Annotated in this window: 11 protein-coding genes; 2 read left to right on the top strand and 9 right to left on the bottom strand. The window is 37.7% G+C overall.

Annotation, left to right across the window (positions count from 1 at the left end; translation table 11 throughout):
• Nucleotides 1–150: 150 nt before the first annotated feature.
• From M997_RS01380 to acs, 4 genes are all read right to left on the bottom strand, one after another.
• A complete protein-coding gene (locus tag M997_RS01380; RefSeq protein WP_064718331.1) occupies nt 151–1,731 on the bottom strand; it encodes a phosphoethanolamine transferase in 1,581 nt (526 codons plus the stop codon).
• A 407-nt stretch (nt 1,732–2,138) separates the two neighbouring features.
• The gene (locus tag M997_RS01375; RefSeq protein WP_064718330.1) at nt 2,139–3,794 is read right to left on the bottom strand and encodes a cation acetate symporter; all 1,656 of its coding nucleotides are present in this window, start codon (nt 3,792–3,794) and stop codon (nt 2,139–2,141) included.
• Nucleotides 3,791–4,102 carry a DUF485 domain-containing protein gene (locus M997_RS01370; protein ID WP_064718329.1) on the bottom strand — a complete coding sequence of 104 codons (312 nt, stop codon included), beginning with the start codon at nt 4,100–4,102 and terminating at the stop codon, nt 3,791–3,793. The genes M997_RS01375 and M997_RS01370 overlap by 4 nt, the downstream gene beginning before the upstream one ends.
• 179 nt (nt 4,103–4,281) lie before the next feature.
• Nucleotides 4,282–6,240: an acetate--CoA ligase gene (gene acs, locus M997_RS01365; RefSeq protein WP_064718328.1), complete on the bottom strand. Its 1,959-nt coding sequence runs from the start codon at nt 6,238–6,240 to the stop codon at nt 4,282–4,284.
• Between the two features lie 367 nt (nt 6,241–6,607).
• Here acs and sodA point away from each other — a divergent pair, with 367 nt between their 5' ends.
• On the top strand, nt 6,608–7,231 hold the full coding sequence (gene sodA / locus M997_RS01360; protein ID WP_064718327.1) for a superoxide dismutase [Mn]: 624 nt from the start codon (nt 6,608–6,610) through the stop codon (nt 7,229–7,231).
• 105 nt (nt 7,232–7,336) lie between these two features.
• Entirely contained in the window at nt 7,337–8,014 is a 678-nt protein-coding gene (yiiM, locus tag M997_RS01355; RefSeq protein WP_064718326.1) for a 6-hydroxyaminopurine reductase, read from the top strand.
• 43 nt (nt 8,015–8,057) lie between these two features.
• Here yiiM and trpS read toward each other — a convergent pair whose 3' ends face one another.
• The 5 genes from trpS to M997_RS01330 form a co-directional block, all read right to left on the bottom strand.
• Nucleotides 8,058–9,086: a tryptophan--tRNA ligase gene (gene trpS, locus M997_RS01350; protein WP_064718325.1), complete on the bottom strand. Its 1,029-nt coding sequence runs from the start codon at nt 9,084–9,086 to the stop codon at nt 8,058–8,060.
• Between the two features lies 1 nt (nt 9,087).
• Entirely contained in the window at nt 9,088–9,798 is a 711-nt protein-coding gene (locus M997_RS01345; protein ID WP_064718324.1) for a phosphoglycolate phosphatase, read from the bottom strand.
• On the bottom strand, nt 9,798–10,469 hold the full coding sequence (gene rpe, locus M997_RS01340) for a ribulose-phosphate 3-epimerase (RefSeq protein ID WP_064718323.1): 672 nt from the start codon (nt 10,467–10,469) through the stop codon (nt 9,798–9,800). The genes M997_RS01345 and rpe overlap by 1 nt, the downstream gene beginning before the upstream one ends.
• 44 nt (nt 10,470–10,513) lie before the next feature.
• Nucleotides 10,514–11,329, bottom strand: coding sequence for an adenine-specific DNA-methyltransferase (gene dam, locus M997_RS01335; protein ID WP_064718322.1), 816 nt, complete (start codon nt 11,327–11,329; stop codon nt 10,514–10,516).
• A gap of 82 nt (nt 11,330–11,411) precedes the next feature.
• On the bottom strand, nt 11,412–12,362 hold the full coding sequence (locus M997_RS01330) for an SPOR domain-containing protein (protein WP_064718321.1): 951 nt from the start codon (nt 12,360–12,362) through the stop codon (nt 11,412–11,414).
• Nucleotides 12,363–12,459 lie beyond the last annotated feature (97 nt).

Raw genomic sequence — 12,459 nt, 5'->3', positions numbered from 1 at the left:
ATTGCTGCTAGCTTTTTTGAGATTATGTTTAATATCTATTCTCATAATTACAAAATTCTTAATAGATTTGACTTAATAATCGCAATCTTTCTTTATGAATGGTTATGCTAAATTAGTAAAGATGAAACAATAATAAAATATTAAATTAGTTTATTGAGGTTCTTGCTGTTCTGATTTTAATAAATTGTAGTCTAAGATATTTTTATTCCCATCAATAACCATAATTGATTTTCTTCCTTGATAGCAATAACTTAATGGTGAATTACACGCTTTAGGAGAAGCATGTTTTATACCTAACCAATCACTAAGTAACCAATAATTATCGACTGTAGAATAAGGCTTAGTTAAGTGTTTAGCATCAATATTTGGATGTGTAGATGATGGACTATACCAAATAAATAATGGAATATCATAAGCTTCTTTTTTTGGGCTATTTACACCATGGTGATAGCGGATCTCTCTATTCTTATCAAAACGCTGTAAAGCGTGATCAGAAAAATAAAGAAGTGTTGCGGGCTTATTGTTAACTTTATTAATGATCTGTTTTATAAGCTTATCTGTATAAGCTATAGAGCTATCGTAACAGTTATCATCTTCTTGTTGGGTAAAGTTAATAAGTTCACTGGCAGGAAACCGGTTACATGAAGGTTCATGACTACCATAGGTATGTAATACTATTAACTTTTTCTTTGATGAATCATCATTCAGCGCTTTATCCAAATAAGAAAGTAATTCTTCATCATAGCCAATAAATTCATTCCATTTTTTATTCTGTGCCATATTTGCAATTACAGATATTACACTTGTTTTTTGGCTACTTTTACCCTGATTACTTAACCAATAAGTTTTAAAACCCGCATGATTTGCGAGAGAAATAATATTATCCGCATAAAGATTTTTATCTTGTAATTGGTCCAAGTCAATATTTGAAAGAGATATAGGTACAGAAAGTATCGTTACTGGAGCGGGAGAATAGACTTGATTAAATAACAAAATATTCTCTTTTTCTTTGGCTAAGTTAGGTGTTGTATTGTAATGGTATCCATATATGCCTAAATGATCACGACGAACAGATTCACCAATGATAAGAATATAAACCTCTGTTTTATTATCATTTTTAGTATATTTATAAGTTACTTCTTGAGTGGCTATTTTTCTTATCTGTTGATTTTCATGAAATGTTCTTACTAGTGCAGCTGCATTGTAAAATGGAGTATTAAGCAAGATTGTTTCAGCGATTAATTTGTTATTATTTTCTCTTAAATTTAATTTTTCATAAAATGGAATAATCAAAATTAATATAATAATTGCAATTAGGTTTTGCTTACTTTTTTTTATTGTTAAATAATTAGCACTTTTATGAATAAGAAAAAAATAGGTTACAAAAATACCAATATAAAATAAAACATAATACTTATTATAAGAAAGCATTCCTACAGTTTCACTACCATTCGTATTAATAAAGGTTTCTGCGATAGATGATGAAAAAGCAATATCATGCTCACGATAAAAAAATAAAGAAATAGAGAGATTTAAAGACCATAATGCACTAATGATAAAGGTAATACCTTTTCCAATTATTGAGTGATAAATACCACCGCATGTTAGCATGATAAGCCAACCAATTATGATGATATAAAACTTTTGCTCAATATGTAGTGTTGCCCCCCCTAGCATTGCGGGCATTATAGATAAAATAAATAAAAGTAAGTAACTCGTTAATTTGGACATAGTCTATTTAAAGTTGTCACCTTTTTTACATGGACTAAAAGTTAACCATTTACCTTTTGATAATACAAGTATTGATTGACTAAAGTGAATCTGAAATTGTTATCTTAGCTATTTTTTACAGTGATTTATGGTTTTTTATGCGGATAAATTGTGCGATATTTACAAAGTAGAAAAGCTATTAAAACTGATAATTCATTGATTTTTATTTTAAATAATAATTATCTAATGATTAGTATTACTATTATTTAAAATATCGTATAGATATGTATTTAAAAGTTTAATTATTTAAATTTAAAACCAAAATAGTTATCGAAAGGCCACTATTGTAGTAATCGCTAATAAAAACAAAAAAGTGCTAAATAATATCAGCACTTTTTTGCAGGTTTGATAAGGCTAATTAATCTTTATTAATGCGATTTACCCTCTTCTATACCTAGTCCTATCTGAGAGCGAATAAATTGCGCTTGGAATTTTATCTTCTCTTGCTGACCCAAAGATGATTTGTCTGTGATAGAAAATAACCATGAGACAACAAAAGCAATCACCATAGAAAATAGTGCTGGATATTCATAAGGATAAATAGGTTTTTCATGACCAAGAATATTTACCCAAATCGTTGGACCTAAAATCATGAGAGTTACTGCGATTAATAATCCAGACCATCCTCCTGCAACAGCACCTCTGGTGGTTAACCCTTTCCAATACATCGAAAGTAAAATAATCGGGAAGTTACAACTTGCAGCAATAGAGAATGCTAGACCCACCATAAAGGCGATATTTTGTTTTTCAAACAGAATACCTAGCCCAATAGCTACAATTCCCAAAATAACAACGGTAATTTTAGAGACGTTTAGCTCTTTTCTTTCATCGGCATTACCGTTTTTAATCACATTGGCATAAAGGTCATGAGAAACAGCTGAAGCGCCCGCTAAGGTTAATCCCGCAACAACGGCAAGAATGGTGGCAAAAGCAACTGCGGAGATAAAGCCAAGAAAGAAATTACCACCAACAGCATCTGCTAAATGAACTGCTGCCATATTAGTTCCGCCAATTAAAGCACCAGCGGCATCTTTGAACAGAGGATTAGGGCTAACGAGTAAGATAGCGCCGAAACCAATAATAAAAGTGAGAATATAGAAATAGCCGATAAAACCTGTCGCATAGAATACACTCTTACGGGCTTCTTTAGCGTCGCTAACAGTAAAAAAGCGCATGATGATATGAGGGAGCCCTGCGGTACCAAACATTAATGCAAGGCCTAAAGAAAGCGCAGATATAGGATCTGACACCAGCCCACCAGGGCTCATAATAGAAAAGCCTTTTTGATGGACATTGACGGCTTCTTTAAATAGCGTATTAAAATTGAAGTTAGCGACTTTCATTACCATTACCGCCATAAATGTTGCGCCAGCAAGTAATAAAATCGCTTTAATGATTTGTACCCATGTGGTGGCTAACATCCCGCCAAAGAGAACATAAAGCACCATTAAGATACCAACAAGAACCACTGCAATATGGTAATTCAATCCAAAAAGAAGCTCGATTAACTTACCGGCACCCACCATTTGGGCAATAAGATAAAGTGCAACAACGACAAGCGATCCAACAGCAGAGAGTGTTCGGACTGGTTTAGGGCTTAATCGATAAGAGACAACATCGGCAAATGTGTAACGACCTAAATTACGTAATCGTTCAGCAATAATAAATAAAATAATAGGCCAACCAATGAGAAAGCCTATCGAATAAATTAAACCATCATAACCTGAAGTATAAACTAGAGCAGAGATACCTAAAAAAGAGGCTGCTGACATAAAATCGCCCGCAATAGCCATCCCATTTTGAAATCCTGTTATTTTGCCACCTGCAGTATAATAATCAGAGCGTGAGCGCGTTCTCTTTGAGGCCCAATAAGTAATATATAGAGTTAATCCTACAAATATCAGAAACATGATAATTGCCTGAATATTCATAGGTTGCTTTTCACCACTTTCAGTAATTGCTGCGGCATAACTCAATGTTGATGAAAGCATAAATAGACTTATAACGTAGAGTAGCTTTCTCATTTTTCTACCTCACGAATGATTTCAGTCGTTAATTTGTCAAACTCAGTATTCGCCCTGATAACATAAATGCCAGTGAGTACGAATGAAGCAACAATTAAACCAATTCCAATAGGAATTCCCCTTGTTATATAAGATCCCTCATAAAGTGGGGTTGCTAGCCATTGTGGGTAGAAAGCAATAAGTAATATAAAAGAGACATACATTGCCAGCGTGATAATAGAGAGTGTCCATGAAAAACGACTACGTTTTCTAACCAGTTCTTTAAAGCGAGGGTTATCTTCTATCTCTTGATAAATATTAGAATTCATCAGAGTTCTCCTCTATATAATTGTTTGGTTTATCACATGACTTAGAGGCGTAAATCCCCGCATTTCATGATTTTTAGGTGAGACAGCCTAGCAAAGGCATCGAAATGCCTTTGCGCGTAGTTTTAACGAGAAACTCTTTTTATTAAGCCACCTTTAAATGAGTGGCTTTTAATAGAACACTAAGCCGTTAGTGATAGAGACTGTTTTTCTTCTAACAGTTTATCTACTACTCCAGGATCAGCGAGTGTTGAGGTATCTCCGAGATTGGTTGTATCGCCAGAAGCAATTTTACGTAAGATCCTACGCATTATTTTTCCTGAACGAGTTTTGGGTAAGGAATCTGTCCAATGAAGGATATCGGGAGTCGCTATTGGTCCTATCTCTTTACGTACCCAGTTACGGACTTCAGCGTAAAGTTCAGCAGTCGGTTCTTCGCCATGATTTAAAGTGACATAGGCATAAATCGCCTGCCCTTTAATATTATGAGGAATACCTACCACGGCAGCTTCTGCAATTTTAGGGTGAGCAACAAGTGCAGATTCTATTTCTGCTGTACCTAGACGATGGCCTGAAATATTAAGTACGTCATCAACACGTCCTGTTATCCAGTAATCACCATCTTCATCACGGCGAGCACCGTCACCAGAAAAATACATTCCTTTGAATGTGGAAAAATAGGTCTGTTCAAAGCGGTCGTGATCACCAAAGAGTGTTCTTGCTTGGCCTGGCCATGAGTCAACAATAACTAAATTACCTTCACAAGCACCTTCTTGAATTTCGCCCATATTATCGACGATAGCGGGCTGCACACCAAAGAATGGGCGTGTTGCGGAGCCTGGTTTTAAATCCATGGCACCTGGCAATGGCGTTATCATAAAACCACCTGTTTCAGTTTGCCACCAAGTATCTACAATAGGGCACTGACTGCGTCCCATCTTCTGATAGAACCATTCCCAAGCCTCTGGGTTGATAGGTTCACCTACAGAGCCTAAGATGCGCAGTGATGTGCGCTGAGTACCTTCTATTGCTTTATCACCTTCAGCCATTAAAGCGCGGATTGCCGTTGGTGCGGTGTAAAGGATATTGATTTGGTGTTTATCAACCACTTGAGCCATTCGGTTGACAGAAGGATAGTTAGGAACGCCTTCAAACATCACCGTTGTGGCACCATTAGAAAGTGGGCCGTAAAGTAGGTAACTATGCCCTGTTACCCAACCAACATCAGCAGTACACCAATAGATTTCGCCTTCATGATAATCAAAGGTATATTTAAATGTCATAGAGGCATAAACCAGATAACCACCCGTGGTATGCAATACACCTTTTGGTTTTCCTGTTGAACCTGATGTATACAAAATGAATAGCGGATCTTCAGCATCCATAATTTCCACATCGCATTCGGTGCTTACACCTTTAATGGCTTCATCCCACCATAAATCACGCCCCTCAATCCACTGCTCTGTATGTCCTGTGCGGCGGAAAACAACGACATGACTAATTGGTGGGATATCAGCATGATTTAAAGCGTCATCGACATTTTTCTTTAATGGAATTGCGCGACCTGCACGTAATCCTTCATCTGCGGTGATAACGAGCTTTGCTTTTGAGTCAATAATACGACCAGCCACAGCTTCTGGTGAGAATCCACCAAAAATAACAGAGTGAATGGCGCCGATACGAGTACAGGCTAACATGGCAATCGCAGCCTCAGGTACCATTGGCATATAAATAGCCACTACATCGCCTTTCTTAATACCTAAGTTTTTTAATACATTAGCGAATTGGCAAACATCTTGATGAAGTTGTCGATAAGTGATTTTTTTCGACTCATTAGGCGAGTCTCCCTCCCAAATAATAGCAACTTGATCTGCTCGGGTTTTTAGGTGGCGATCAAGGCAGTTCTGGCTAATATTTAGTTGCCCGTCTTCAAACCAGCGAATGCGGACATGACCAGGGTCAAATGAGGTATTCTTTACCACGGTATAGGGTGTTATCCAGTCAATAATTTTCCCTTTATCTGCCCAAAAGGCCTCTGGGTTTTTGATGGATAATGCATAATCTTTTTGGTATTGCTCTTTATTGATCAGGGCATGTTCTGCAATGTTAGCAGGAATATAATGTTGATTTATTTTTGTCATAGTAGTTCTCCTCACTATTGTTAATACTATGTCAAAAAGTGGTTAACAAAAGAGGGTAAATAAACATTGTTTCTTTTTTGCGCAGAAGATCACGAAATAATGGAAGTGGTTTTCATGGTGTGATCAATTAGTGCTAAAGCAAGTGGCGTATGATTTATCTACTTTTTTCTTGTTTAATAGCGTTTTGATTTATTGAAATGCTTTTAAATTGAAATAATATGCTATGAAAATGAATCGTACAGTGCGGTATAAAAAACCACAAAAATAATATGGATATGATAATGATTTTCATTAGCGTTTTTTTAACTATAATGAGAAAGATAAGTCACATGGTGTGATCGAATATAAAACAGCACTGGAGATTAATATGAGCTATACATTACCTGCACTTCCTTATGCTTATGATGCATTAGAGCCACACTTTGATGAACGTACAATGGAAATTCACCATACTAAACATCATCAAACTTATGTGAATAACACCAATACAGCATTAGAAAAATTACCAGAACTTGCTGGTTTAGATATTGATGAGTTAGTTAAAAATTTACATAAAGTTCCAGCTGATCAACGTACATTTTTACGTAATAACGCAGGCGGCCACTCTAACCATTCTTTGTTTTGGAAGGGGTTAAAATTAGGGACTCAACTGCAAGGTTCTTTAAAAGATGCTATAGAACGTGATTTTGGTAGCGTAGATGCATTTAAAGAACTGTTTGAAAAAGCAGCTACAAGTCGCTTTGGTTCAGGTTGGGCTTGGCTGGTACTTAAAAATGATGGCAAATTAGCCGTTGTTTCTACTGCAAACCAAGATAGCCCATTAATGGGTGAAGAGTTAGCTGGCGCATCTGGCTATCCTATTGTTGGCTTAGATGTTTGGGAACATGCATATTACTTAAAATATCAAAATCGTCGCCCAGATTACATCAAAGCTTTCTGGTCAGTTATTAACTGGGATGAAGCGCAAAAACGTTATCAGAGCAAAGCGTAATTTTTCTTTTCTCTTGTGATTTTTCAATGCCGACTTTTGTCGGCATTGTTTATTGACGCCACTATCATTTACTATGGGTTATTCTTTTTGTTTAGGTAGTGAATTATGCGCTATTTACCCACTGTTTTTATTGGCAATATCACAACAATATCCAATGGATTTACCAGTGCGATCACCAAAAAGCTGGTGGATGGCAATATCCAGTTAACGTCTATTGGATTAATTGGAGATGAACAAGCAGAAAAAGCCTTTCATGGCGGGCCTGATCGCGTATTGTGTCATTATCCTCAAGAACACTATCTTTATTGGTCTGAACAATTTCCTGAATTAGCGGATTTTTGTAATGCTCCTGCTTTCGGTGAAAATATTTCAACCGTTGGCATGACGGAAGAGAATGTTTTTATTGGTGATATTTACCAATGGGGCAATACTTTTATTCAAGTCACCCAACCGCGTTCGCCTTGTTACAAGTTAAATACAGTAACGGATGTCAGTAATTTTTCTCAAATTATGCAAGATAGTGGCTATTGTGGTTGGCTTTATCGAGTTATTGGTACTGGCGAAACAGGAAGTCATCATCCACTGGTTTTGGTGTCTAGAAATAGCGATGTTTCTGTTAAAGAAGCAATTTCTATCGCCTTTCATATGCCATTTGATGAAGAGCTTTATCGACGTTTATTAAGCGCAGCAGGGCTATCTGCCAGTTGGAGTAAGACAATGCAGTTACGATTGCAAAACCAAACTATTGAGAGTTTCGATAGACGACTGTTTAAAAAAGCGTGAAATGAAAAAGGCCAGAAATGATATCTGGCCTTTTGAATCAATATTACGGATGAGCAATAAATCCTATTGCGTCATACACTTTATCTAGTGTTGCTTGGGCTCGAGCTTTGGCTTTATCTGCACCTTCTTTCATGATTTTATTCAGTAAAACATCATCATTACGGAAAGTATTAAAACGCTCTTGAATATTAGTTAGCATCTCTGAAACAGCATCAGCGACAGCACCTTTTAGATGACCGTACATTTTGCCTTCAAATTCAGTTTCTAACTCAGGAATAGTTTTGCCTGTTACGCCAGCTAAAATATCTAACAAGTTAGAAACACCTGCTTTATTTTCAAGATCGTAAATAACACGAGGTGGTTCTTCAGAATCTGTCATTGCGCGTTTGATTTTCTTGGCTGCTGCTTTTGGATCTTCAAGCAATGCGATAACGTTATTACGGTTATCATCAGACTTAGACATTTTCTTGGTCGGATCTTGCAGAGCCATAACACGAGCACCACCTTTCGGAATAAAAGGATCTGGCACAGTGAAAATATCACCATAAATAGCATTAAAACGCTGTGCAATATCACGACTCAATTCAAGGTGTTGCTTTTGGTCAATACCAACCGGAACTTGATTCGTTTGGTAAATAAGAATATCTGCCGCCATCAGCACAGGGTAATCGAATAGACCTGCGTTAATGTTTTCTGCGTGGCGTGCTGATTTATCTTTAAATTGAGTCATTCGGCTCAATTCACCAAAGTAGGTATAGCAGTTTAGTGCCCAGCTTAGTTGCGCATGTTGTGGAACATGAGACTGAACGAAGATGGTACTTTTTTCAGGATCAATACCACAAGCAAGATAAAGCGCTAAAGTATCTAAGGTTCTCTTTCTTAGTTCTTTAGGATCTTGGCGAACAGTAATGGCATGTTGGTCGACGATACAGTAAATGCAGTCATAATCATCTTGCATTTGTACCCATTGACGTAATGCACCCATATAGTTACCAATAGTTAATTCACCTGAGGGTTGTGCACCACTGAATACTATCGGCTTGTGAGCCGTTTTTTCTACTGAAGTCGTCATCTTAATTCTGTTCCACAGTTGTCATTGGCGAGATGTCGAGGATAGAAAGCAAGTCAGCAAAATTATCAAGAGTAAAGTCTGGTTTGCTGTCTGCAATAGGTTCGCCATAGTTATAACCGTATGTCAGACCAACACAAGGACATTGCGCTTCTTGGGCTGCGATAATATCGTTGCGAGAATCCCCAACAAAAAGAAGTTCTTCCTTTTTAACACCAAAAGTACCCATTGTTAAATATAATGGTGCTGGATGTGGTTTTTTTTCTTTGACATCATCACCACCTAATATCATAGAAAAGTATTTTTCGATCTCTAATTGTTGTAGCAGTGGAGCGATAAATGGTGAAGGTTTATTCGTGACGATACCCAGAGGAATACCTTGAGCAAATAGTGTTTCAAGCGTTTCTTTTACGTGAGGGAAAAGGTCACTGCCAGTTTTCACTGAAGTAGCATAATGTTCGTCAAATAGGTCACGCATTTCTTTTAATAGGCTATCAGTGACTTTTTCAACGCCAGAATGATGCAAAGCACGGGTTAACAGCATATCAACGCCATTACCTACCCATATTGTGACATTATGTTTGCCAGCAGGAGGAAAGCCTTTTGATTGTAATGCATAATCTGTCGCTTCTGTTAAACCTACAGCGCTGTCAGTCAATGTGCCATCAAGATCAAAGGCGATAGCACGAATACCTTTGAGTTTTTTATCAGTCATTACGATACCTTTTCTAATTCACGGCGCATGTTGTCTATAACATGCTTATAGTCTGGTTGGTTAAAGATAGCGGAGCCAGCCACGAACATATCTGCACCTGCTTGTGCAATTTCAGCGATATTATCTACCTTTACACCACCATCAATCTCTAAACGAATATCATAACCACCATCATCAATCATTTTACGAACTTGGCGTAATTTATCGAGGGAGTTTGGAATGAAGGATTGGCCACCAAATCCAGGGTTAACCGACATGATAAGAATAAGGTCGAGTTTATCCATTACATAATCAAGATAGCTTAATGGTGTTGCAGGATTAAAGACGAGGCCGGCTTTACAGCCACAATCTTTAATTAATTGAATAGTGCGATCAACATGGTCGCTGGCTTCTGCGTGAAACGAAATATAAGTTGCGCCAGCCTCTGCAAAATCAGGGATGATGCGATCAACCGGTTTTACCATTAGATGGACATCAATAGGTGCAGTAATGCCATACTTGCGCAGAGCTTTACAAATAGGAGCACCAAAGGTGAGGTTTGGCACATAATGGTTATCCATCACATCAAAGTGGACAACATCGGCACCAGCAGCAAGTACTTTGTCTGTATCTTCACCAAGACGAGCAAAATCAGCCGATAAAATAGAAGGGGCAATCAGAAAGTCTTTCATCGCATTCTCCTGACAACACTCCCATTGTCGGGAGGTGTTAACAATTATTTATATAAGGCAAGTAATTCATTCACTTTGCTACGAGCGAGTGTGTTGCTACTAATTGTTCTTCTGACTTTCACACTATGTAGCTCTTTAGCATCTGCATACCACTCTTTGGTTAAAGTAGTATCGTGATTTGATATTAACACGGGTATCTGTCTCTCGTAAGCCAGCATTGAAGCAAGTTGAGCGAGATGTTCTTGCTCTTGAAAACTAAAACTATTCGTGTGATATGCCGTAAAGTTTGCTGTTTGTGACAGTGGGGCATAAGGGGGATCACAGTAAATGACCGACCCATCAGGCGCATTTGTCATGGTAGATGAATAGCTTTGGCAAATAAAAATGGCTTTTTGTGCTTTTTCAGAAAACCAGTTCAATTCAGTTTCTGGAAAATAAGGTTTTTTATAACGCCCAAAAGGAACATTATATTCACCTCTTGAATTGTATCGGCATAACCCATTGTAGCAATGACGATTTAGATAGAGGAATAATACACTACGCTGATAAGGGTCTGTGGATAAGTTAAATCGTTGTCTTAACTTATAAAATTCATCAGCTGTGTTCATTTGAGGTGTGAATAACAAACGAGCATCATTAATAAATTTTTCAGGATGCTGTTTTACCGTGTTATAGAGATGGATTAAATCGCTATTTATATCGGCAAGAATATATGAATCGTACTCTGTATTTAAAAAAACAGAACCCGCACCCATAAAAGGTTCAATTAAACAGTTACCTTCTGGTAGATGACGTTTGATATCATCTACCAAAGGATACTTACCACCAGCCCATTTTAGGAATGCGCGTTTTTTTTTCATGCCGTCCAAATTTCTCAATCGTTTCAGAGTCGCCGATTGTACTCTGTTTCAGACAGCATATCAGCGGTGAACTTCGTCTTAATTATTTTTTTAGGTCTAGATGAACATGTTTCATCGGTCTAACCCAAGGTTGTTTCGCTTGAACAGGTGCTGGTAATGAAGAAACCGCCTGTTTTGCTTCGCTTATATTACGATAATTACCATAGATGAGCACATACCAAGGGTTACCATTACGTTGGGTCTTATAAATCGTATAGTTCCCATTTAAGTTCTTTTTAGCGAAAGCTTCTAAAGTATCTTGGCGACTCGCACCACTTAACTGCAAGGTATAATTCGTTGCTGGAATAGACGCAAGATTAGCTGCAGATAATTGACCTGAAACGACGGGTTTTGTCGTTGGTTTACTTGGTTGAGTTGCTGGTGGGGTTACGGGTTTTACTGTTGGTGCTTTCACTTCAGGTTTTTGCACCGGTTGTTGTGTTGGCTTGGTAACCGGAGCTGGAGTTACAGGTTGTGGTGTTTGAGGCTGATTTTGCGCATTAAGTTGTTGTTGATTAACGGCATGGTTAATACCTGATTGTTGCTGATTTAAAGAATCAACAATATCACCTGGTAATTCGACTCGTTGCCCTTGAGAGTCAATCATCGGTGGTAAATTTTGTGCTGGAGCAGGCGTTGGCTCAGTTGACGGTTGGATCGGCTGGCCAGAAATCTCTTGTGGTGAAGATGGTGTATTTTCTGTTGGCGTAACGGATGATGGCTGCTGAGAAAGATCGATATTTCTTTCAGTATTTGCCTGATTTGTTGGTTCAGTTGTTTCTGGTGATTTTAATGCGGAACTGATTGCGATAATCAACAGAATTAAGACAAGAACTCCAACACCAATCATCATCTGCTGACGGGATACAGAAAAACGAGCATTTTTTAATGGGTTATTACGCGGTCGGTTAGTTCGACGCTCGGGTCTATCCGATGTATCAGGTTTGAGTGTGTTATCACTCTTTGTTTCATTTTCAGGTTTGAACTCGTCCATTATGCCCTCCGTCAGAGCGTCAAAAAGCGAAGATAATCTATTCAGCCTTAGCCATTACCTATTAGTATAAGGATGAAACGCTTTTTACGAAACGTTG

Source organism: Proteus hauseri ATCC 700826 (genome assembly GCF_001654965.1).
In the GTDB taxonomy this organism is placed as follows: domain Bacteria; phylum Pseudomonadota; class Gammaproteobacteria; order Enterobacterales; family Enterobacteriaceae; genus Proteus; species Proteus hauseri.
Note: the sequence above shows the minus strand (reverse complement) of the source record. Positions and strands in the feature narration are given on the sequence as shown.

Bases quoted from the DNA above. Each gene is read 5' to 3' on its own strand.
- M997_RS01380 (WP_064718331.1), bottom strand. From the start codon at position 1,731: ATGTCCAAATTAACGAGTTACTTACTTTTATTTATTTTATCTATAATG.
- M997_RS01375 (WP_064718330.1), bottom strand. From the start codon at position 3,794: ATGAGAAAGCTACTCTACGTTATAAGTCTATTTATGCTTTCATCAACA.
- M997_RS01370 (WP_064718329.1), bottom strand. From the start codon at position 4,102: ATGAATTCTAATATTTATCAAGAGATAGAAGATAACCCTCGCTTTAAA.
- acs (WP_064718328.1), bottom strand. From the start codon at position 6,240: ATGACAAAAATAAATCAACATTATATTCCTGCTAACATTGCAGAACAT.
- sodA (WP_064718327.1), top strand. From the start codon at position 6,608: ATGAGCTATACATTACCTGCACTTCCTTATGCTTATGATGCATTAGAG.
- yiiM (WP_064718326.1), top strand. From the start codon at position 7,337: ATGCGCTATTTACCCACTGTTTTTATTGGCAATATCACAACAATATCC.
- trpS (WP_064718325.1), bottom strand. From the start codon at position 9,086: ATGACGACTTCAGTAGAAAAAACGGCTCACAAGCCGATAGTATTCAGT.
- M997_RS01345 (WP_064718324.1), bottom strand. From the start codon at position 9,798: ATGACTGATAAAAAACTCAAAGGTATTCGTGCTATCGCCTTTGATCTT.
- rpe (WP_064718323.1), bottom strand. From the start codon at position 10,469: ATGAAAGACTTTCTGATTGCCCCTTCTATTTTATCGGCTGATTTTGCT.
- dam (WP_064718322.1), bottom strand. From the start codon at position 11,329: ATGAAAAAAAAACGCGCATTCCTAAAATGGGCTGGTGGTAAGTATCCT.
- M997_RS01330 (WP_064718321.1), bottom strand. From the start codon at position 12,362: ATGGACGAGTTCAAACCTGAAAATGAAACAAAGAGTGATAACACACTC.